The organism is Pseudomonas allokribbensis, assembly GCF_014863605.1.
Taxonomy (GTDB): Bacteria; Pseudomonadota; Gammaproteobacteria; order Pseudomonadales; family Pseudomonadaceae; genus Aquipseudomonas; species Aquipseudomonas allokribbensis.
On record NZ_CP062252.1, the window covers coordinates 5,384,599 to 5,406,580 of the forward strand.

The window sequence follows — 21,982 nt, forward strand, 5'->3', positions numbered from 1 at the left end:
AATTCGAATTTCTCAACTAAGAGAACTCACAAATTTTACCTTAGCCTGATCCGTTACCAGTGAAAGTAACGTTCAGTCTATCTTTCTATCACATACCCAAATTTTTAAAGAACGAACTAGTCAAAGACTAGAAATCAACATTCACCATCCACTCGATGGAATGCTCATTTCTAAGCTCTTACTTCAGAAGCAGTAGTGGTGGAGCCAAGCGGGATCGAACCGCTGACCTCCTGCGTGCAAGGCAGGCGCTCTCCCAGCTGAGCTATGGCCCCGTATTTCTACAGGCGTTTCCCACACAAAATTGGTGGGTCTGGGCAGATTCGAACTGCCGACCTCACCCTTATCAGGGGTGCGCTCTAACCAACTGAGCTACAGACCCAATTTCGGGCTGCTTCTTTCGTCTTCTTCAATGAATCAAGCAATTCGTGTGGGAACTTATGGAGCAGCTGATGTCGTCGATTAAGGAGGTGATCCAGCCGCAGGTTCCCCTACGGCTACCTTGTTACGACTTCACCCCAGTCATGAATCACACCGTGGTAACCGTCCTCCCGAAGGTTAGACTAGCTACTTCTGGTGCAACCCACTCCCATGGTGTGACGGGCGGTGTGTACAAGGCCCGGGAACGTATTCACCGCGACATTCTGATTCGCGATTACTAGCGATTCCGACTTCACGCAGTCGAGTTGCAGACTGCGATCCGGACTACGATCGGTTTTATGGGATTAGCTCCACCTCGCGGCTTGGCAACCCTTTGTACCGACCATTGTAGCACGTGTGTAGCCCAGGCCGTAAGGGCCATGATGACTTGACGTCATCCCCACCTTCCTCCGGTTTGTCACCGGCAGTCTCCTTAGAGTGCCCACCATTACGTGCTGGTAACTAAGGACAAGGGTTGCGCTCGTTACGGGACTTAACCCAACATCTCACGACACGAGCTGACGACAGCCATGCAGCACCTGTCTCAATGTTCCCGAAGGCACCAATCCATCTCTGGAAAGTTCATTGGATGTCAAGGCCTGGTAAGGTTCTTCGCGTTGCTTCGAATTAAACCACATGCTCCACCGCTTGTGCGGGCCCCCGTCAATTCATTTGAGTTTTAACCTTGCGGCCGTACTCCCCAGGCGGTCAACTTAATGCGTTAGCTGCGCCACTAAGAGCTCAAGGCTCCCAACGGCTAGTTGACATCGTTTACGGCGTGGACTACCAGGGTATCTAATCCTGTTTGCTCCCCACGCTTTCGCACCTCAGTGTCAGTATCAGTCCAGGTGGTCGCCTTCGCCACTGGTGTTCCTTCCTATATCTACGCATTTCACCGCTACACAGGAAATTCCACCACCCTCTACCATACTCTAGCTCGCCAGTTTTGGATGCAGTTCCCAGGTTGAGCCCGGGGATTTCACATCCAACTTAACGAACCACCTACGCGCGCTTTACGCCCAGTAATTCCGATTAACGCTTGCACCCTCTGTATTACCGCGGCTGCTGGCACAGAGTTAGCCGGTGCTTATTCTGTCGGTAACGTCAAAATTGCAGAGTATTAATCTACAACCCTTCCTCCCAACTTAAAGTGCTTTACAATCCGAAGACCTTCTTCACACACGCGGCATGGCTGGATCAGGCTTTCGCCCATTGTCCAATATTCCCCACTGCTGCCTCCCGTAGGAGTCTGGACCGTGTCTCAGTTCCAGTGTGACTGATCATCCTCTCAGACCAGTTACGGATCGTCGCCTTGGTGAGCCATTACCTCACCAACTAGCTAATCCGACCTAGGCTCATCTGATAGCGCAAGGCCCGAAGGTCCCCTGCTTTCTCCCGTAGGACGTATGCGGTATTAGCGTTCCTTTCGAAACGTTGTCCCCCACTACCAGGCAGATTCCTAGGCATTACTCACCCGTCCGCCGCTGAATCCGGGAGCAAGCTCCCTTCATCCGCTCGACTTGCATGTGTTAGGCCTGCCGCCAGCGTTCAATCTGAGCCATGATCAAACTCTTCAGTTCAAACATCTTTGGGTTTTGAGAAAACCCTAAACTTGGCTCAGCAATCGTTGGTTACATCTTTGATTTCTCGCGGAGCAACTTGCGATGCTGATAATCTTGTTGACTATCAGTCTGACTCCACAAGCACCCACACGAATTGCTTGATTCAGTTGTTAAAGAGCGGTTGGTTAAGATCTTTCGTCTCAACCGAGGCGCGCATTCTACAGCAGCCTCATTTGCTGTCAAGTGATTATTTTCAGAAGTTTTTGAAGAATTCTTCAACAACCTCAACCACTTGCGCTTCCGATCTCTCGTTAGCGGGAGGCGAATTCTACAGCGTTACACGCTGCTGTCAACACCTCTTTTTCTCCGCTTTCGATCGAGAAGATCGAAACGTCAAAAGAGCCAAACATCACCACTCTTTCAACTCCTTCCAGGCTTCGATGATCTGAAGCAAGCCGCTGTCGAAAACTGCGTAACTCATTGAGTTCCAAGGAGTTTTCCGTTTCGACTGCGCCGGAAGTGGGGCGAATTATAGGCCTCCAGAATCTGCCGTCAACCCCTAATTTCGCTTTAGGCTGGAAAGGCCTGTTTTTCGCCTTCTATATAGTAGTGGCAGACCACTATGCCCCCACGCCCCAAAAGACATCACGAAAGGATCCCCATCGAAACGTCACTGGAAACCGTCGCCCTTTTCTCCCTCAAACTGGCTTATGAGGAAGAAGGCCTGAGCCCGATCCTGCGCGATGATCTGCTCATGGGTGATTACCAGCGGGACATGCTCGAACGGTTGGTGCGCCGGGAAGACGCCCAGACCTGGCCCACTACATAGATGAAGGAAGTGGCGCCACGCCTCTATTTTGATATCTTGCCGTCCATCTTCAGCGCTCATCATCGGGAACGCGCTGATCTCAGGCTATCGAAGGTTTAAGGAAAGGATCGAATGGATTTTTTGTGTTTTCTGGCATTTGTCGCGGCCTGGGGGTTCATGTGGCGCTGGGTGGTGAAAAACCGCGGCAGCTGGAACCTGTTTCTCGGAAACCTCATTGGCGCGGTCGGCGGTTTCATTGTTGGCGTCGTGGTGCTATCCATCTTCCTGTCGTTGTTCCCGTCCGCAAACAAGTCAAAAGACAAGCCAGCGCCCGAGATTGCAAAAGAGGCCGCCGCGACAAACCCTGGACTGATGCCAGAGCAGGAGTCGGCCGCAACGCAAGCACCAATCGCTCCGGTTCCGGCACCAGCACCGGTTTCCGAAAACCTTGCAAGCTATGTCGCCAGCGAACCGCAGAATGAACCTTCACCACCCGAGTCCGCGCTAATGCCCTACTATAGTAAGCGCATGGCAACATCGGTTTCTGAAAAGAAGATCGAAGACACCGCAGGCAAGAACTTTGTCACTCTGCGCCAGATGATGGGCAAGGATCCGAACGCTGACAAATCGGTACTGGCATCGGTCATGTGCACGCCTTTCATCCAGAGCGCCATGCGTTTTCCAATGGCGGCGGTCATTACCCCGCAAGAGAAAACCAGCAGCAAGCGGTTCAAGGATCAGACTTACACCATCAGTAATACTGTCACCGCCCGCAACATGCTCGGCGATGATGTCCGTTACCGGTTCGATTGTTCGATACAACAACTGCCGGCCAATGACTCGGGTTATGCCGAGTGGCGCCTGCTGGATCTGAAGCTGCAAAAGGCTGGCTCTTAAGCCTCGCTTAAGAGTTGAAGGCGCAGGCTGCGCTATCATCGCCAGCCTGTGCGCCTTGAGCTTTCCCCTTTGATGTCTCGACCCTCTGCTGACCTCTCCCCGCTGCCTCCTGTATTGGCCGGCCCGCTGTTGCGGCGGCTGGAACCGACACGACTTGTATTGTGGCTGGTGGGTACTCGCCAACTGACGCTGACCCTACGCCTGCAAGGTGTGGGAGACATTCCTCTCGACGCAACGAAATGCACGGTCATCCCTGTAGGCACTCGGGCGTTTGTCCATCTGATCGACGTCGTCCTCGACAGCGCCCTGCCCTGCGAAGAACGCATCGACTATGACTTGCTGATTGACGGCGAAACACAGATCGCCGATTGGGCGCCCCATCTCCTGTACCAGACAGACCCGCGCCCGAACTTCGTCCTGCGTTCTCGGATCGATCAACTGTTGCACGGCTCCTGCCGCAAGCCCCATCACCCGGCAGCGGACGGCTTGCTGTGCGTCGATCGATTACTCGCCGCCGAAACCGATCCGCAACAGCGCCCGGCCCTGCTGATGATGAGTGGCGACCAGATCTACACCGATGACGTCGCCGGCCCGATGCTGCGGGCGATTCACGCCCTGATCGAACGGCTTGGTCTGTTCGGCGAGCACCTCGAAGGTGCGGTGGTCAGCAACAGCTCCAAACTTTATGAGCACCCGGCCAGTTACTACCACCGTGCGGATTTGTTACCCGCGCTCGAAAGCAACGAGACATTGCGCGAACGTTTTTTCGGCGGTGCGCGTAAGCCGATTTTCACCAGCAGTAGTGCCGACAATCATCTGGTGACGTTTGCCGAAGTCATGGCCATGTACTTGTTGGTGTGGTCACCAACGCCATGGACATTGATCGACCCGCAAGCACCAGCGCTGGCACCCGAACGTCGCCAGCGCTATACCCTGGAGCAGACCCGGATCGATGCCTTCAAGGCAGGTCTTGGCAACGTTGCCCGAGCCTTGGCGCACTTGCCGAGCCTGATGATCTTCGATGACCACGACATTACCGATGACTGGAACCTTTCCGCGCAGTGGGAAGAAACGGCCTACGGCCATCCGTTCTCCAAACGCATCATCGGCAATGCGCTGATCGCCTATATGTTGTGCCAGGGCTGGGGCAACAACCCGGATGCATTCAGTGAGCTGCTGGAGAAAACCCGACGCCTGAGCGACAGCGGTGATGACCACTATCTCGATGCGCCAGTGCAAGACGATCTGATCGATGAGCTGCTGCGTTTTCAGCACTGGCACTTTGTACTGCCGACCAGTCCGGCCCTGGTTGTACTCGACACCCGCACCCGACGCTGGCGCAGCGAAATGGCGCTCAAGCAACCTTCCGGTCTGCTCGACTGGGAAGCCTTGAGCGAACTGCAACAGGAACTGCTCGATCATCCGTCGGCAATCATCGTCTCACCGGCACCGATCTTTGGTGTAAAGCTGATCGAAACGGTGCAAAGGGTATTCAGCTGGTGCGGTTATCCACTGCTGGTGGACGCGGAAAACTGGATGGCCCATCGCGGCGCCGCCCAAGTGATCCTGAATATTTTCCGACACACGCGTACACCGGGTAATTACGTGGTGCTGTCAGGGGATGTGCATTATTCGTTCGTCTACGAAGTGCTTATCCGACACCGCAAGGCCGGCCCGCGAATCTGGCAGATCACCAGCAGCGGTATCAAGAACGAGTTCCCGAAAACCTTGCTGGAATGGTTCGACCGTCTGAACCGCTGGCTCTACTCACCCCGCTCGCCGCTGAACTGGCTGACCAAACGCCGACGCATGCGTATTGTGCCGTACGTTCCCGAGCATGCCGAAGCAGGTGAACGTCTGTGGAACTCGGCGGGGATTGGTCAGGTGTTTTTCAATGAACAAGGGCAGCCACAGGACATCATCCAGCACAACTCGAATGGCGCGCCAAAGACCCGAATGATGGCACCGGATCTGACGGATTATCCTGATTAGGATTGCGACAATTTCCGACAGCAGATTGCCCGGATGAAAAATGTGGCTGCCGAAAATAATCGGCAGCCACTTCAGACCAAGTCGCGACAGTCACTTTGCCTCAAGTATCCGTCCCATACCCCTGACAATCATCCCCACCTCCCGCTCATCAATCGTCAGCGGTGGCAGCAACCGTATGGTTTTGCCCCGGGTGATGTTGATCAGCAGTCCATGATCCCGCGCAGCAATCAGTGTCAGGTCGCGAATCGGCTGTTTCAGTTCGATGCCGACCATCAACCCTTGCCCACGAATTGCCAGCACATTCGGATTGCCCGCCAGTTCCGCGTGCAAGCGACTGAGCAAGCGCTCACCTTGAATCCGCGCATTTTCCAGCAGGCCTTGTTCCTCGATGATCTCGAGCACGGTGCAGCCAACCCGGCAGGCCAGCGGATTACCGCCAAACGTGCTGCCGTGGCTGCCAGGGGTAAACAGCTCCGCTGCCCTGCCCCGGGCCAGGCAGGCACCAATCGGCACACCGTTACCCAAGCCCTTGGCGAGGGTCATGACGTCGGGAACGATGCCCTCATGCTGGAACGCAAACCAGCGCCCGGTCCGGCCGATGCCGGTCTGGATTTCGTCGAGCATCAGCAGCCAGGCGTGACGGTTGCAGAGTTCGCGCAGGGCTTTCAGGTAACCCGACGGCGCCATTTGCACGCCGCTTTCGCCCTGGATCGGCTCGACCAGAATCGCCACAATCCGCTCGCCATGTTGCTGCTGCACCTGCTCCAGTGCTTCAAGATCACCAAACGGCACTTTGACGAAATCACCTGGTAGATCGTTGAAACCCAGACGTACCGCCGGGCCATCGCTGGCTGACAAAGTGCCAAGAGTACGACCATGAAACGCATTGGCCATCACCACCACCAGCGGCTGCTCGATCCCCTTGCGCCAGCCGTGCAGCCGCGCCAGTTTCAGCGCGGTTTCATTGGCCTCGGCGCCAGAGTTGTTGAAGAACGCCCGCTCCATTCCCGACAGCTGCGTCAATTTCAGCGCCAACTGCTGCTGCCAGTCGATGCTGTAGAGGTTGGATGTGTGCAGCAGTAATCCAGCCTGTTCGCTGATCGCCGAAACGATCCGCGGATGCGAATGGCCGACATTGGTCACCGCCACACCCGCGACGGCATCGAGGTACTCGCGACCGGCCTGATCCCACAGACGGGTGCCCAGGCCTTTGGTGAAACTCAGGGCCAGCGGTTGGTACGTGTTCATCAGGGCGGCGGTCATGACTTCAAACTCCAGTGAAGGTCGGTGTGTTTGCAGTATGGTTAGCCACCAGAGCTGGATAAACTCGGGAAAACTTCAATCATTTAGAAGCAGGGCTTGATAATGGATCTGTTCCAGTCGATGAGCGTCTACGTCAAAGTCGTCGAAGCCGGCAGCATGACTGCCGCCGCCCTGCAGTGCGAAATGTCCACGACCATGGTCGGCAATCACCTTCGCGCACTGGAACAGCGACTCGGTGTGCAACTGTTGCAACGCACCACCCGGCGTCAGCGGCTGACCGAATTCGGCACGGTCTACTACCAGCGTTGCCTGGAAGTATTGGGGCTCGTGACAGACTCCGAACGTCTCGCCGAACAAACCATGGATGAGCCGCGCGGCCTCCTGCGCATCACCGCACCGCTGACTTTTGGCGTCGAACGACTGGCCCCGGCGCTAAGCGAATTTTCCCTGCAATACCCGCAGGTAAAAATGGATGTGGTCCTGACCAACCGCCGACCTGACTTGATGGAGAGTGGTCTTGATGTTGCGTTCCGGCTGGGGCATTTCGAGCAGTCGAATCTGATCGCCCGGCCATTGATCGACTACACGCTGACCGTCTGCGCCTCTCCGGAATACGTAGCCCGGCGCGGCATGCCACTGACGCCCGAAGACCTGCAACAGCACGATTGCCTGTCGTTCGCCTACCCCGCCGGTGATGACTGGCAATCGGTGGAAAAACGCTGGAGATTGAGTGGTCCGGACGGCGAAATCATGATCGACGTCAGCGGGCCGATGCTGATGAACACCTCCGCCGGTTTGCATCAGGCGGCCCGTACCGGCATGGGCATCGTGATGTTGCCGGATGCACTGGTGGAACAGGATCTGCGCGACGGCAAACTCGTCACGGTGATTCCCGACTACCAACCGCCGAGCCGCCCATTGCACCTGCTTTATGCTCAGGATCGCTATCGACTGCCAAAGCTTCGGCGCTTCGTTGAGTTTGCGATGCAGACGTGGGGGAAAAGCTGACTACGCTTGGCATCGGTTCAATAACAATCACTTGGTCATCAAGGACACGATCACCCAATGAAAAACGATCTGACGGTACGCGATCTACTACCCGCCGAAACGGAATCGGTGCGGTTGTTTCTCGGGCAGCACGGCTGGGCGCATCGAGTCGGATCCGCGGAGCATTTTGCGCAGTTGATTCAAAACTCGCAGCGGACGGCCGTCGCGCTATCGGGCGAACAGATTATTGGCTTTGCCCGCGGCATCACCGACGGTTTGTCCAATGGCTACCTGTCGATGGTGGTCGTTGATGTGCAGCACCAACGCAAAGGCGTGGGCCGGGCACTGGTCGAGCATGTGATGGGCGACAACCCCGACATCACCTGGGTACTGCGTGCGGGGCGCGAGGGAGCCGAAGCATTTTTTACCCGCCTGGGGTTTGAAACCTCAGTGATTGCGATGGAACGCCCGCGATTGAAATAACGGGTACTGAATGCGACCTCGGCTATTATCCACCTTCTTCTTTTTCAGCATGGATGCTGCGCGATGCTCACGATTCTGCAAAACACCCCGATACGGGCCTACGTATTTTTTCTGATTGTGATTTATTTCGGGATCAAGGCGTTTTCTCCCCGCCGTGAAAGCCGTCTCTCGATGCTCATAACACCACCCGCATTTTTGGCGTGGTCGTTGTACTCCCTGAACTTGACGATCGACCCGGTCCTGTTTTTTAGCAGTTGGTTCGGCGCGCTGTTGCTGGGCGGTCTCTCGGCCTGGCTGGTTTTCTCCCGTAAGGGCGTGGTACTCGACGACTCCGCGACGGGGCTGATCATGCCGGGCACCGTGAAAATCCTGATCATGTTCCTGATGTTTTTTTTCGCAAACTATTACTTCGGGTATCAGGATGCCGTAAATCCGGAGCTTGCCGCGTCCCCCGACATGCTGCTGCTCAAGTCCACGGTGTCGGGTTTCATGTGCGGCCTGATCAGTACCCGCTCGCTGAAGCTCTACTGGGCACTGCGAGCCCTTGTTGCCCGACAGTCGCCCGTGACCGCACATTAACCATTGGATAACCGGTGATCACGATCCGCTTTTCACCAGCACCGGTTTCTCCTGATAACGCTGAGCAAACAACTGCTTCAACTGCGCCACTTTCGGCATGTCATTGATCACGATGTACGGATAGCTCGGGTGTTCGGTGAGGAAGTCCTGGTGATAGTCCTCTGCCGGGTAGAAGCCGTTGTAGGTTTCCAGTTTGGTCACGATGGGTTTGCTGTAGGCATGCGCCGCATCAAGCTGGGCGATATAGGCCTGTGCAACGCGTTGCTGATCGGCATTGACCGGGAACAGCGCCGAGCGATATTGAGTACCGCTGTCCGGCCCCTGGCGGTTGAGCTCGGTGGGGTTGTGGGCCACCGAGAAGTAGATCTGCAACAGGCTGCCGTAGCTGACCTGAGTGGGGTCGAAGGTGACTTGCACCGACTCGGCATGCCCTGTGTCGCCCTCACTCACCCGCTCGTATTCCGCCGTATTGGCAGCACCGCCGGCATAGCCGGAAACGGCTTTCTGCACACCTTTGACATGCTGGAAAACACCCTGCACGCCCCAGAAGCAGCCACCGGCAAACACCGCGGTTTCGCTGTGTGCCTGGGTGTTTTCGTCGAGTGCCGGCGGCGGAATGACCACGCCCTCCTCGGCCCCGAAGGAAAACGCCGAGCACTGCGCGACAACCCCAGCCGTCGCGACGCCCAGCAGCAGACGACGCCAGATAGTTTGAGCTTTCATGTTCTGTACTCCTGATCAGCCGAAGGTAAAGGCGTAGGCCGACACGCCCGGATCGAGAAACTCGATGCTGAAGGTGCGGTCCTTCACGTCAGCGGTTTGCCGTACCAATTGATACAAGCGTTGTTCGGTCACGCGACCGCTGCCGTCAGGCGCCACGTCGACACCGTGGGCATCGCCCGGCGCCTGACCATCGATCATCACTTTGAAGCGCACCGGTTTACCGTCCGCCCCAGGGCCCAGCACCAGGTGCAGGTCGCGGGCATGGAAGCGATAAACGATACGACTGGCCGGCGCACTGGCGGTGGCACGCTCAGCACCGACCGCCCATTGGCCGCCGAGGCTCCAGTCATTCAGGGCAAGATTTGCAGGTGTCTTGTAGGCCGCGACCTTGTCAGGCACCAGGCTGGTTTCCGGTACGAAATGTTCTGCGCGCTGGTAGCCGACGTAGGTTTCCGGTGACAGCACCTGATTCATGTCCGGTGCAAGCTGCACGCCTTGAGCGTCTGCGTTGATCAGGCCATCAGCCACGGTTTTTGCACCGGCCTCACGCAACAGTTGCTGGATGACTCGTTCCGACTCGGCGTAGTCCCCTTCGCCAAAATGGTGGTAACGAATGCGCCCCTGAGCGTCGGCAAAGTAATGCGCCGGCCAGTATTCATTGTTGAAAGCGCGCCAGATCTTGTAGTCGTTATCGATGGCTACCGGGTAGTTGATGCCCAGTTCCTTCATGGCTTTGGTGACGTTGCCTACATCACGCTCAAAGGCGAATTCCGGCGCGTGGACACCAATCACCACCAGCCCCTGATCGCGATACTTCTCGGCCCAGGCTTTGACATAAGGCAGCGTGCGCAGGCAGTTGATGCAGGAGTAAGTCCAGAAATCCACCAGCACCACTTTGCCCTTGAGTGCCTGGGCATCCAGCGGCGCGGAGTTGAGCCACTGCACTGCGCCATCAAGCGCCGGCAACTGACCTTCGACCGGCAGCGAGCCGGGTGCCTTGGCGGCCATTTTCATCGCGCCGCCGGCTGCCATCATGCTGCCGTTCGCCGCGTCATCCGCTGCGGGAATCTGCGCCATCATCGTGCCGTTGCCCTGAGGGGATTTGCCCGAAAGCTTGCCGACCAATGCCTGCTCCAGCCCTCCGGTGGAGGCGGTCGAGAACCGCGCCAGAATCCCGGTATCGAGGCCCAGCGCAATGGCGGCCACACCGGCCAGCATCGCGGCCCCGAGCCCGCGCCGGATCCACTCGCCAGTCCCGATCGAACGCTTCATCACCGCGAAGACTTTACCGCCCAGCAGCAACGCCGCAGCGAGCGAAGTCGCGGCACCGGCGGCGTAGGCCAGCAGTAACAACGTGGTGGCGATGCTTGCACCTTGCAGTGCGGCACCGGTCAGAATCAGCCCGAGGATTGGCCCGGCGCAAGGTGCCCACAGCAGCCCCGTGGCGACGCCGATCAGAAACGAAGCGCCGGGACGCGGACGATTGTCCTGGCCGGCGGCCTGCGACAATCGACTGCCGGCGGACACCAGCGGCCGGGTCAGACGCTCGGCCAGACGCGGCAACAGCAGCGTCAGCCCGAACAGTGCAACGAACAGCAACGCGAGCCAGCGACCGTACTGATTGACTTGCACCACCCAACCGCCGCCCACCGCCGCCAACGAGGCGACGAGCGCGAAGGTCAGCGCCATCCCCGCCAACAGCGGCAAGCCACTTTTGATAAACGGCTGCCCGGTGCGAGCGAAGACAAAAGGCAGAACCGGCAGGATGCACGGACTGACGATCGTCAGCACACCACCGAGATAAGCGAGAACCAAGAGCCACATAGTGTCGTCCTGTTGTAAGTGAAGATCGCCGGCGAGCCACGACTCAGGCCGCCACGGGTTTGAAGGTCATGGCCAGACCGTTCATGCAGTAACGCAGACCGGTGGGTTTGGGCCCGTCGTCGAACACATGACCGAGGTGACCGCCGCAACGCCGACAGTGGACTTCCTCCCGCGTCATGCCGAAAGAACGGTCCTGACGTATGGCCACGGCGTGTTCCAGCGGCGCCCAGAAACTCGGCCAACCGGTGCGGCTGTCGAATTTGGTCTCGGACGAGAACAGCGCCAGATCGCACCCGGCACAGGCAAACGTGCCGGTCCGGTGTTCGTTGTTCAGCGGGCTGCTGTAAGCGCGCTCCGTGCCCTCTTTGCGCAGCACTTCGAATTGCTCATCAGTGAGCAACCCATGCCATTCACTGTCGCTGTGTGTCACTTCAAACGCTTCGTCGGCCAACGCCTCGCCGACCAACGCAGAACCGGTGGATAACTTTGGCAATACACCGGCCAGAAGGGCTGCAAGCCCCAGCCCGCCGCCCGTTGCCAGAATCTGTCGCCGTGAAAACATGGCCGTCTCCCAAAATTCCAGATGCCTGTCGTGGAACACAGCCTAGGCTTGGGTTGATCGCCAAATCCTCACGGGAAGTTAAACAATTCGTGATAACTCGCCCGGAGGAAAACCCGCACAATGCGTTCATCGCGCCGAAGGATTGAGCTTCATGGAACAGACCAAACGCGTCCTGGTGGTCGAGGACGACCTGCACATTGCCGACCTCATCTGCCTGCATCTGCGGGACGAGCAATTCGAGGTGGTACACAGCGCCGACGGCGATGAAGGCATGCGCCTGCTGCAACAAGGTCACTGGGATGCGCTGATCCTCGACCTTATGCTGCCGGGGGTAGATGGTTTGGAAATCTGCCGCCGCGCCCGGGCCATGGCCCGCTACACGCCGATCATCATCACCAGCGCCCGCTCCAGCGAATTGCACCGCATTCTCGGCCTTGAACTGGGCGCCGATGATTACCTCGCCAAACCGTTTTCGATGCTTGAACTGGTGGCTCGGGTCAAAGCGCTGCTGCGTCGCGTGGACGCCATGGCCCGCAATCTGAAGATGGACGCCGGCAGCCTGAGCCTCGATGGCTTGACCATCGACCCGATCACCCGTGACGTGGCCCTCAACGGCCAGCGCCTGGACCTCACTCCCCGGGAATTCGACCTGCTGTATTTCTTCGCCCGTCAGCCGGGCAAGGTGTTCTCGCGCATGGATCTGCTCAACGCAGTCTGGGGCTACAGCCACGAAGGTTACGAACACACGGTCAACACCCACATCAATCGCCTGCGGGCGAAAATCGAGGCCGATCCTGCGCAACCGCTGCGCATCCTCACGGTGTGGGGCCGCGGCTATAAATTCGGCACGAGCGCAGAGCAACCATGAAACTGACCCTGACGCAGCGCCTGTCCCTGGTGTTTGCCGTATTGCTGCTGGCGTGCTGCGGCACATCGGCGTGGTTGCAGGTGCGCTCCAGCCAGATGCATGAGCTGGAGGTGGTGCAGGGTCTGTCCCGTGATCTGGCGCAACACATCGCCCACGACACGGTGCTGATGGACAGCAACGGACTGATGCCCGGCGCGGTGCGCGAATTGTTCAGCCAGTTGATGCTGGTCAACCCGAGTGTCGAGGTGTACTTGCTCGACACCGAAGGCCGGATCGTCGGTAACGCGGCACCGGAAGGACGCCTGCGTCGGCAGACCGTCGATCTCGCGCCGATTCGACGATTGCTCAATGATCAACCGTTGCCGATCCTCGGCGACGACCCGCGCAGCGTCGATGGTCGCAAGGTCTTCAGCGCGGCGCCATTGCAGGTCAACGGCAAGGCGGCCGGTTACCTTTACGTGGTCCTGCTCAGCGAAGCGCACGACCGGTTCGCCGAACGCGGCGCCACCAGCGCAGCGCTCAACACGGCGCTGCTGTCCATCGGACTCGTGGCATTCCTGTGCCTGATTGCCGGCCTGACGGCATTCAATCTGATCACCCGGCCGTTGCGACGACTGACCGAAACCGTGGGCCAATTCGACATCGACGGCACACCGCAATCACTGCCCGTCGCGCCGACACCTGTGGACAAGTCCGCGGACCCGGATGAAATCGCGGTGCTCGACGCGGCGTTCCGGCAAATGCAAAACCGCCTCGGTGAACAGTGGCGCTCACTGACCCGCCAGGATCAGGAGCGTCGGGAACTGGTGGCGAACATTTCCCATGACCTGCGCACACCGTTGGCCTCGCTGCATGGTTACCTTGAAACCCTGTCACTCAAGGACGCGACCCTGTCCCCGGAAGAACGCCGTCGCTATCTGGGCATTGCCCTGGATCAGAGCCGCAAGGTTGGCGGGCTCGCGCAATCGTTGCTGGAGCTGGTGCGCCTGGAACATGGATTCGTGCAGCCTGTGCTGGAGAAGTTTTCCCTGACCGATCTGGTACAGGACATCTTCCAGAAATTCGAACTGGGCGCCGAAGCCCGAAATGTTGCACTCAAGGCCAGCTTCAACACCAACCTGCCGACCGTCTGCGCGGACCTCGGGCTGATCGAGCGGGTGCTGACCAACCTGTTCGATAACGCCTTGCGCCATACGCCGTCGGGTGGCGAAATCGAACTCGGTCTGAAACCCCAGGGGGCCCTGGTTGAAATCACCGTCAGCGACACCGGCCCCGGCATCGCCGCCGAGTTGCGCGAGGGTTTGTTCCTGCGACCGTTCAATATCGGCGGCGCGCGACGTGATGGCGGGCTGGGCTTGCGAATCGTGCACCGGATCCTGCAACTTCACGGGCGCGAAATCCAGTTGCTCGATGTCGCAGGACGGGGCGCGACCTTTCGCTTCTCGCTACCGGTGGATCAACAGAACGCCGAACTGTGGATCGTACGTTCGATGAACCTGAATACGCCGGGCAAATAATCAACTCCACCGGGCCGTTGCTCCGTGACAACAACGTCCCGCTCCCCTAAATTAGTCGGCCTGAAAAAGCCCCCCGAGCTTTCTCGTCTCATCTCAAGTTAAAAAAGTAGTGAAATTTCAATGTCCGATTTCAACACCGCTGAATCCGTAGTCACCCTGTCGTCCAAAGCGGAATACGAAAACTCCATCAATCTTTCACAACACATCCCACAGGCGAAGATCATCAGCGAGATGGTGCTGGACGCGTTCCAGTCGAGCCGCGAAAGCGACCAGATCCGCGAGCTGCGCGCTGCGATCCGCCAGGCCCACGACCGCTTCGATGACGACCAGGCCTACGAGCTGATGGGTGAACTCAAGCGCCTGAAAGATGCCGAAGCCGCCGACATTGCTGCGCTTGAAGACCTGAGCAGCAAATTCCCGATCAGCCGCATCCTGTCCAGCTTCAAGGACGACCCGGCGTTCCAGGAAATCGTCTACGGCCTGGCCCTCAAGGTACTGAACCAGACCCATCAGGCGATCAGCAATCCGAGCGGCGGCAAGAGCAAAGCCGCGCGCGCCAAGAAAGACGTCGAAGTGTTCAGCATCAGCAAGGACGGCATCAGCGTGACCCTGCCAATGCGCACGCCGCGTTCGCGCCTGAGCGTGGATCGTGAAGCGCTGGAATTCCTCGGTTTCACCTTCGTCGGTGAAGGCGAAGAAGCCGAGCTCGAAGGCGAGACCTTCGTCGACAACGCCGGCGCTGAGCACGCGATCAACCGTAAGAACATCATCACCGCGCTGCAACAGCAGACCGCATTCGACGGTTACAGCATCACCGCCCAATAAGCGCAGCGCTGACGAAAAAAGCCCCGCTCTGAATTTCAGGCGGGGCTTTTTGTTGTGCGGCTTTCAGCGATTACGCCGAAGGATGCACCGCTGCGATCATGTCGACTTCGATGGCGGCGTTTTTCGGCAACTGATAGACGCCGACAGTTGTACGCGTATGGCGGCCAGCATCACCCAACACATAACTGAAAACGTCGGATGCACCGTTGGCCACTTCGCTCAGGTCGACGAAGTCCGGGGTCGACTTCACATAGACCGTGACCCGCAACAACGCCCTGACCTTGTCCAGCGAACCGACTGCATCGACGATGAACGCCAGGCAACGCATGGCACTGATGCTCGCTGCGGCCTGCGCATCCTTGAGCGTCAGCTCCAGCCCGACCCGCCCCGGATACTGAATCTTGCCCTCGGTGCGCGGCACCATGCCACTGATGTACAGCTCATCGTGATGGCGCACCAGCGGCGCGTAATTGCCACCCACCGTGTTCTCGCCATTGATGTCGTAGTTCAGCTCTTTTGCCAGGGCAATGAAGCGTTCGTCGCAGGTCATCCTCTCAGTCATTTCGCCCAGCCTCTTGATCGATGCATGAAGAATTGCAGATTACGACAGTCGAGCGCCGAGCAGCACGTGGCGCTATAACTGACAGGGTTGGATCCAAATCTAGGGCTTTTACCGACACACCGCAACCCGTGGTTGCTTGTACGAAAAAGCCCCGCACGACATTGAACGTGCGGGGCCTTATATAGACGTGGAAACGACTTTAAACAGCGCTCAGTCGCTCGACCATGTCAGGGAATTTTTCCACCAAACGGATCAGCAAGGCAGCCTGAGCGTTGGGCTTTGATTTCTCCTGCTCCCAGTTTCTGAGGGTGCTTGGACTTGTCCTGATTCGTCTGGCAAAAACTGCCTGTGACATGTGCAGTTTTTCCCGTAACGCTACGATTTCCTGAGCAGCGACTTCGGGGGCTGGTTTGTCCTCAAGTGTCGTATTACGTAGCGTGATTTTTCCTTCGCGTTGAGCCGCCATCTCATCAACGCCCTGCATCAATTCTGCAAACAGGTCGCGTTTTTTCATGGGGTACCTCGTGTTTTCAACTCTTTCTCTATGGCTCCCTTGAGCGCCCTCTCTTGATCGGCGGTCAAATTCTCAAGCTCATCTTTGTCATAAATCGCAAACATCCAAAACTGGCCATCATTCATAAGCCAATAATAGATAACTCGCAAGCCGCCTCTCCTGCCTTTACCACGACGAGCATCCGCCCAACGCAGTTTTCGGAAGCCACCGGTTCGTGGCATGACATCGCCTGCATGCGGATTGCTCTGCATGTAGGTCTGTAGCTCACGATATTCGTCGTCCGTGAGGTAATGACCCAGGTTTGCGGTGAACAGTGTGGTTTCAAAGAATATTGTTCTCATTCAAAAACTATAAGCAAATTGCTTATAGCTGGACAATAAACACCTTTCGTTGCGGATAAACAATCCTCAACAAAAAACCCCGCTCATCTCTCGATGAACGGGGTTTCTCGTACAGCGTTCGAACCTTACGGCGCGTACGTCAGCAACAGCTCGGTCGGCACCTTGAAGTCCAGGGACATCATGACGCTCAACGCGGTGATGGTGAAGATCGAGAACACGAACAGCTTGCGTGCCCAGACCGTGTCATCCACCGCCTTGTAGCCGGTCCAGGCCATGTACAACCAGTACATGCCCATGGCCGCGGCGACGGCGAGGTAGCTCATGCCGGCGTAACCGCTGAAGGTCAGCATCAAGGTCGCCACGAGGAAGGCCAGGATGTAGAGCAGGATGTGCTTCTTGGCCACCTGGATTCCGCGCTTCACTGGCAGCACCGGAATCGATGCGGCCAGGTAATCGTTGAAGCGGAAGATCGCGATGGCATAGGAATGCGGCATCTGCCACAGGCTGAACATCACCAGCAGGGTCAGCGCGGCCATGTCGAAGCTGTTGGTCACGGCCACGTAACCGATCACCGGCGGCATGGCACCCGACAGACTGCCCACCAGCGTGCCGTGAACCGACTTGCGCTTGAGGTACAGGCTGTAGAAACCGACGTAGATGATGAAGCCGATCACGGCGAACAATGCAGCCAACGGGTTGGCCACCTTGTACAGCAACGCAACGCCGGCGACACCCAGGACGGTCGCATAGACCAGGGCCAGTTTCAGGGAGATCAAGCCCTGGACCAGCACCCGGTTCTTGGTGCGTTCCATCTTCAGGTCGATGTCACGGTCGATGCAGTTGTTGAACACGCAACCGGAGGCCACGACCAGGGAAGTGCCGATCATGGCGGCCAGGAACACCGCCAGATCTACATGCCCTTTCGAGGCCAGGAAGAACCCGCCTGCCACAGAAAGCACGTTACCGAAAATGATCCCCGGTTTGGTGATTTGGATAAAGTGCTTGAGCGACATCGGGTCTACCTCACTTCGCCATCATGAACGTGTGGATGCTGAACATGATCCACAGCGACAGGCCGACCAGCAGCAGGATCACGATGGCCGTGAAGACGAACGCGATCACGTTGTTACGCTGAGCCACGGAGCGGTCCAGGTGCAGGAAGTAATACAGGTGAACGATCACCTGGATCACTGCGAACAGCAGGACGATTGCCAGCGTGGTGGACTTCGGCAAGGTCGGGAACATCACCAGGCCGAACGGGATGACGGTCAGGATCACCGACAGGATGAAGCCGATGGCGTACGACTTTACGCTGCCGTGGCCAGCATCATGGCTGTCATGGGAGTGTGCATTAGCCATTACAGGGTCCCCATCAGGTAAACAACGGTGAATACGCAGATCCACACCACGTCCAGGAAGTGCCAGAACAGGCTCAGGCAGCTCAGACGGGTCTTGTTGGTCGCCGTCAGGCCGTGCTTGTTGACCTGGTACATCATGATGCCCATCCAGATCAGACCTGCGGATACGTGCAGACCGTGGGTACCGACCAGGGTGAAGAACGCCGACAGGAAGCCCGAACGGCTAGGACCGAAGCCCTCGGAGATCAGCAGGTGGAACTCGTTGATCTCCATGGCGATGAAGCCTGCGCCGAGCAGGAAGGTCATGAACAACCAGCCCAGAACCTGCTGCTTCTTGCCTTTGTACAACGCCAGCATGGCGAAGCCGTAGGTGATCGAACTGAACAACAGCAGAGCGGTTTCGCCCAGCACGTATGGCAGTTCGAAGATGTCGTGGCCCGACGGGCCACCGGCGACGTTGTTTACCAGTACCGCGTACACCGCGAAGATCGACGCAAACAGAATGCAGTCGGTCATCAGGTAGAGCCAGAAACCGTATACGGTCATCTCGCCCGAGTCGTGGTGATGGTCATCGTGCCCATGGTCATGACCATGAGCGTGTCCAGCATTGGTCACTAAGTTCGACATTGTTTAAGCCTGTTCCAACTTGGTTTCAACACGGGTTGCGGAAGCAGGGATCTTCCCGGCCGCTACCAGACGCTTGTGCTGCTCGGCTTCGATGCGCTCGATCGTTTCAACCGGAACCATGTAGCCCTGGTCGTCACGTGCAGCGTGGATCACGAAGTAGATGACAGTGCCGGCCAGGCTGGCGATCGCCAACCACCAGATGTGCCAGATCATCGCGAAACCGAACACGGTCAGCAGTGCGCCCATCACCACGCCAGTGGCGGTGTTGTTCGGCATGTGGATCGGTTCGTACTTGGCTGGAGCCTGGTACGCGGTACCGTTTTCCTTGGCCTCGGTGAACGGATCGATGCAGTCTGCTTTTGGCAGTACAGCGAAGTTGTAGAACGGAGGTGGCGACGAGGTCGACCATTCCAGGGTATGGGCATTCCACGGGTCACCGTGTTCGCACATGTTTTCTGGCTTGTTGCGGTCACGCACCGATACGTACAGCTGGATCAGCTGGCAGGCGATACCGACAGCGATCATCACCGCACCGAACATGGCAACGTACAGGTACGGTACCCACTCAGGGTTGGTGGTGGCGTTCAGACGACGGGTCATGCCCATGAAGCCCAGAGCGTAGAGCGGCATGAACGCGACGAAGAAGCCCGAGATCCAGAACCAGAACGCTGCTTTACCCCAGCCTTCGTGCAGCTTGAAGCCGAACGCTTTCGGGAAGTAGAAGCCGAAGCCTGCGATGTAGCCGAATACCGCGCCGCCGATGATCACGTTGTGGAAGTGAGCGATCACGAACAGGCTGTTGTGCAGAACGAAGTCAGCACCCGGGATGGCCAGCAGTACGCCGGTCATGCCGCCGATGGCGAAGGTCACCATGAAGCCCAGAGTCCACAGAACCTGGCTGGTGAAGCGCAGACGGCCCTGGTAGATGGTGAACAGCCAGTTGAACAGTTTCACACCCGTCGGGATGGAAATCAGCATCGTTGCCAGACCGAAGAAGGCGTTGACGCTGGCACCCGAACCCATGGTGAAGAAGTGGTGCAGCCAAACCATGAAGCCCAGTACCGAGATCGCGCCCGAAGCGTAGATCATCGAGTGGTGGCCGAACAGTTTCTTGCCGGTGAAGGCCGAGATGACTTCCGAGAAAATGCCGAAGGCCGGCAGGATCAGGATGTAAACCTCAGGGTGGCCCCATGCCCAGAACAGGTTGACGTACATCATTGGATTGCCACCAAGTTCATTGGTGAAAATGTGGAAATCCATGTAACGGTCAAGGGTCAGCAGTGCCAGGGTAGCGGTCAGGATCGGGAACGAAGCCACGATCAGAACGTTGGCCCAGGTGCAGGTCCAGGTGAAGATCGGCATGTCCATCAGTTTCATGCCAGGGGTACGCATTTTCAGCACGGTAGCGAGGAAGTTAACCCCCGTTAGCGTTGTACCCAGACCGGATAGCTGTAGCGCCCAGATGTAGTAGTCCATACCCACGCCAGGGCTGTATTGCAGACCCGACAGCGGTGGATAGGCAACCCAGCCGGTCTTGGCAAATTCGCCGACGCCCAGGGACAGGTTGATCAGCACAACGCCGGACACCAGCAGCCAGAAGCTCAGGGAGTTCAGGAACGGGAAGGCAACGTCACGCGCGCCGATCTGCAGCGGCACTGCAAGGTTCATCAGGCCGGTGAAGAATGGCATCGCCATGAAGATGATCATGATCACACCGTGAGCGGTGAAGATCTGGTCATAGTGTTCAGGTGGCAGGTAGCCAGGCGAACCCTCGGTGGCCATGGCCAGCTGGGTACGCATCATGATGGCGTCGGCAAAACCACGCAGCAGCATGACCATGGCAACGATGATGTACATCACGCCGATTTTCTTGTGGTCGACCGACGTCAGCCACTCGGTCCACAGGTAAGTCCACTTCTTGAAGTAGGTGATTGCAGCGAACAACGCCAGACCACCGAGCGCGATCATCGAGATGGTGACCATCACGATCGGCTCGTGGAAAGGGATCGCTTCCCAACTTAATTTACCAAACATCGTTTACTCCTCTGCCCCGGCAGCTGAATGCGAATTCGAGTCCATATCCGTTGCCGCCACTTCTTTCTCTTTCTTCTCGTGCTTCAGCGGCTTGCCCGGTTTCATGCCTTCGTACTTGTCGACGATGGTCTGGAACAGGTTCGGCGTGACCGAGGAGTAGAGCTCGACTGGATTGTTCTGGCTTGGCTTGGCAAGGGCTGCGTATTCAGCTGGTTCAAGCTGTTTAGGTGCCTTTTTGACTTCACTTACCCAGGCGTCGAAATCTTCCTGAGAAGTTGCGATCGCTTTGAATTTCATACCGGTGAAACCAGCGCCGCTGTAGTTGGCGGAGATACCGTCCATTTCAGCGTTGCGGTCAGCGATCAGGTGCAGCTTGGTGGTCATGCCCGCCATCGCGTAGATCTGGCCGCCCAGGCCCGGGATGAAGAACGAGTTCATCACGGCGTCGGAAGTGATCCGGAAGTTGACCGGGGTGTGCGCCGGGAACACGATCTTGTTGACCGTGGCGATGCCTTGTTCCGGGTAGATGAACAGCCACTTCCAGTCCAGCGCGACCACTTCGATGGTCACAGGCTTGACGTCGGATTCGATCGGACGATACGGGTCCAGCTCGTGGGTCGACTTATAAGTGATGTAACCCAGAGCGATGATGATCAGGACCGGAATGGTCCAGACCGCCACTTCGATCTTGGTCGAGTGCGACCATTTCGGGGTGTAGACGGCGTTCTGGTTGGAGGCGCGGTACTTCCAGGCGAACAGGAAGGTCATGATGATGACCGGCACAACGACCAACAGCATCAGCAGCGTGGCGGTGATGATCAGGTTGCGCTGTTCCAGGCCGACCTGGCCCGTTGGATTGAGCAAGGTCATGTTGCAGCCTCCCAGCAACAACGTGCCGAGCAGCGGCACTAGGCCTAGTAATCTGGGGTACCTGTTTTTACTCATCTCACGACCTCTAAAGCAGCTTGCGCAATGCAGTTGGGTTTTGATCGCCAACACTTCACCCTGCCAAGGGTTGGCATTTTCTTTGGATTGAATAAGGGCCGCCCGTCGCGCGTCAGACGCTCGACAAATCCTGGGACAGCGGTCAGTTCTTATTCGAATTCGTGGTCAAAGGCCTTGTTACAGACCAATTCCATTTGGTGCGGAAAGTTGGAAGGCACCGACACCTGGGTGTCTCGCAAGCCTTTCGGCCGCTCGACACCCGACTTCCTGCTCAGTTCCTTATAAAGGCTGAAC

At 57.6% G+C, this 21,982-nt stretch carries 22 protein-coding genes, 2 tRNA genes and 1 rRNA gene; 9 read left to right on the top strand and 16 right to left on the bottom strand.

The genetic code is table 11. The features are described from left to right. Positions 1–196: 196 nt before the first annotated feature. The 4 genes from IF199_RS24635 to IF199_RS24650 form a co-directional block, all read right to left on the bottom strand. Positions 197–272, bottom strand: a tRNA-Ala gene (locus IF199_RS24635). Positions 273–302: 30 nt separating this feature from the next. Continuing rightward, positions 303–379: transfer RNA gene (locus tag IF199_RS24640), tRNA-Ile, on the bottom strand. A gap of 81 nt (positions 380–460) precedes the next feature. Further along, positions 461–1,997, bottom strand: a 16S ribosomal RNA gene (locus IF199_RS24645). A gap of 293 nt (positions 1,998–2,290) precedes the next feature. Then, complete coding sequence (locus IF199_RS24650) at positions 2,291–2,470, bottom strand: hypothetical protein (protein WP_192558591.1); 180 nt, start codon at positions 2,468–2,470, stop codon at positions 2,291–2,293. 131 nt (positions 2,471–2,601) lie between these two features. Here IF199_RS24650 and IF199_RS24655 point away from each other — a divergent pair, with 131 nt between their 5' ends. The 3 genes from IF199_RS24655 (at position 2,602) to IF199_RS24665 (ending at position 5,676) form a co-directional block, all read left to right on the top strand. After that, the gene (locus tag IF199_RS24655) at positions 2,602–2,808 is read left to right on the top strand and encodes a hypothetical protein (RefSeq protein ID WP_192561027.1); all 207 of its coding nucleotides are present in this window, start codon (positions 2,602–2,604) and stop codon (positions 2,806–2,808) included. 111 nt (positions 2,809–2,919) lie between these two features. Further along, complete coding sequence (locus IF199_RS24660) at positions 2,920–3,684, top strand: hypothetical protein (protein ID WP_192558934.1); 765 nt, start codon at positions 2,920–2,922, stop codon at positions 3,682–3,684. 72 nt (positions 3,685–3,756) lie between these two features. Next, positions 3,757–5,676 (top strand): alkaline phosphatase D family protein, encoded by a 1,920-nt coding sequence (locus IF199_RS24665; RefSeq protein WP_192558935.1) that lies wholly within the window; start codon positions 3,757–3,759, stop codon positions 5,674–5,676. A 90-nt stretch (positions 5,677–5,766) separates the two neighbouring features. Here IF199_RS24665 and IF199_RS24670 read toward each other — a convergent pair whose 3' ends face one another. Further along, positions 5,767–6,939, bottom strand: a complete 1,173-nt coding sequence (locus IF199_RS24670) for an aspartate aminotransferase family protein (protein WP_192558936.1) — start codon at positions 6,937–6,939, stop codon at positions 5,767–5,769. A 102-nt stretch (positions 6,940–7,041) separates the two neighbouring features. Between IF199_RS24670 and IF199_RS24675 the strand changes: the two genes are divergently transcribed. The 3 genes from IF199_RS24675 to IF199_RS24685 all read left to right on the top strand — a co-directional run bounded on the left by IF199_RS24675 (position 7,042) and on the right by IF199_RS24685 (position 8,988). After that, positions 7,042–7,947, top strand: coding sequence for a LysR family transcriptional regulator (locus IF199_RS24675; protein ID WP_192558937.1), 906 nt, complete (start codon positions 7,042–7,044; stop codon positions 7,945–7,947). Positions 7,948–8,004: 57 nt separating this feature from the next. Further along, the gene (locus IF199_RS24680; protein ID WP_096822799.1) at positions 8,005–8,409 is read left to right on the top strand and encodes a GNAT family N-acetyltransferase; all 405 of its coding nucleotides are present in this window, start codon (positions 8,005–8,007) and stop codon (positions 8,407–8,409) included. 63 nt (positions 8,410–8,472) lie between these two features. Then, positions 8,473–8,988, top strand: a complete 516-nt coding sequence (locus IF199_RS24685) for a DUF6622 family protein (protein WP_192558938.1) — start codon at positions 8,473–8,475, stop codon at positions 8,986–8,988. Between the two features lie 18 nt (positions 8,989–9,006). Here the strand turns inward: IF199_RS24685 and msrA are convergent, their stop codons facing one another. The 3 genes from msrA to msrB are packed head-to-tail and all read right to left on the bottom strand — an operon-like array spanning position 9,007 to position 12,097. Beyond that, positions 9,007–9,711 (bottom strand): peptide-methionine (S)-S-oxide reductase MsrA, encoded by a 705-nt coding sequence (gene msrA, locus IF199_RS24690; RefSeq protein ID WP_096822801.1) that lies wholly within the window; start codon positions 9,709–9,711, stop codon positions 9,007–9,009. A gap of 15 nt (positions 9,712–9,726) precedes the next feature. After that, the gene (locus IF199_RS24695) at positions 9,727–11,535 is read right to left on the bottom strand and encodes a cytochrome c biogenesis protein DipZ (protein WP_192558939.1); all 1,809 of its coding nucleotides are present in this window, start codon (positions 11,533–11,535) and stop codon (positions 9,727–9,729) included. A 43-nt stretch (positions 11,536–11,578) separates the two neighbouring features. Continuing rightward, entirely contained in the window at positions 11,579–12,097 is a 519-nt protein-coding gene (msrB, locus tag IF199_RS24700; protein WP_192558940.1) for a peptide-methionine (R)-S-oxide reductase MsrB, read from the bottom strand. A gap of 151 nt (positions 12,098–12,248) precedes the next feature. On the opposite strand from msrB, the gene IF199_RS24705 reads away from it, so the two are divergent. The 3 genes from IF199_RS24705 (at position 12,249) to IF199_RS24715 (ending at position 15,307) form a co-directional block, all read left to right on the top strand. Further along, positions 12,249–12,965, top strand: coding sequence for a response regulator transcription factor (locus IF199_RS24705; protein ID WP_192558941.1), 717 nt, complete (start codon positions 12,249–12,251; stop codon positions 12,963–12,965). Beyond that, positions 12,962–14,482, top strand: a complete 1,521-nt coding sequence (locus IF199_RS24710) for a sensor histidine kinase (RefSeq protein ID WP_192558942.1) — start codon at positions 12,962–12,964, stop codon at positions 14,480–14,482. Before IF199_RS24705 ends, IF199_RS24710 begins: the two co-directional genes overlap by 4 nt. 120 nt (positions 14,483–14,602) lie before the next feature. After that, the gene (locus IF199_RS24715; RefSeq protein ID WP_192558943.1) at positions 14,603–15,307 is read left to right on the top strand and encodes a hypothetical protein; all 705 of its coding nucleotides are present in this window, start codon (positions 14,603–14,605) and stop codon (positions 15,305–15,307) included. Positions 15,308–15,377: 70 nt separating this feature from the next. Here the strand turns inward: IF199_RS24715 and IF199_RS24720 are convergent, their stop codons facing one another. The 8 genes from IF199_RS24720 to cyoA form a co-directional block, all read right to left on the bottom strand. Continuing rightward, a complete protein-coding gene (locus tag IF199_RS24720; RefSeq protein ID WP_085709372.1) occupies positions 15,378–15,869 on the bottom strand; it encodes a RidA family protein in 492 nt (163 codons plus the stop codon). 199 nt (positions 15,870–16,068) lie between these two features. Then, a complete protein-coding gene (locus IF199_RS24725; RefSeq protein ID WP_096822807.1) occupies positions 16,069–16,383 on the bottom strand; it encodes a helix-turn-helix domain-containing protein in 315 nt (104 codons plus the stop codon). Then, complete coding sequence (locus tag IF199_RS24730; RefSeq protein ID WP_096822808.1) at positions 16,380–16,724, bottom strand: toxin; 345 nt, start codon at positions 16,722–16,724, stop codon at positions 16,380–16,382. The genes IF199_RS24725 and IF199_RS24730 overlap by 4 nt, the downstream gene beginning before the upstream one ends. Before the next feature lie 125 nt (positions 16,725–16,849). Next, the gene (gene cyoE / locus IF199_RS24735; RefSeq protein ID WP_085668163.1) at positions 16,850–17,737 is read right to left on the bottom strand and encodes a heme o synthase; all 888 of its coding nucleotides are present in this window, start codon (positions 17,735–17,737) and stop codon (positions 16,850–16,852) included. Between the two features lie 10 nt (positions 17,738–17,747). Continuing rightward, entirely contained in the window at positions 17,748–18,083 is a 336-nt protein-coding gene (cyoD, locus tag IF199_RS24740) for a cytochrome o ubiquinol oxidase subunit IV (protein ID WP_065261339.1), read from the bottom strand. Then, entirely contained in the window at positions 18,083–18,709 is a 627-nt protein-coding gene (locus IF199_RS24745; protein ID WP_007956720.1) for a cytochrome o ubiquinol oxidase subunit III, read from the bottom strand. The genes cyoD and IF199_RS24745 overlap by 1 nt, the downstream gene beginning before the upstream one ends. A gap of 3 nt (positions 18,710–18,712) precedes the next feature. Continuing rightward, entirely contained in the window at positions 18,713–20,743 is a 2,031-nt protein-coding gene (gene cyoB / locus IF199_RS24750) for a cytochrome o ubiquinol oxidase subunit I (protein WP_096822810.1), read from the bottom strand. Positions 20,744–20,746: 3 nt separating this feature from the next. After that, a complete protein-coding gene (gene cyoA, locus IF199_RS24755; RefSeq protein WP_096822811.1) occupies positions 20,747–21,688 on the bottom strand; it encodes a ubiquinol oxidase subunit II in 942 nt (313 codons plus the stop codon). Positions 21,689–21,982: the final 294 nt, after the last annotated feature.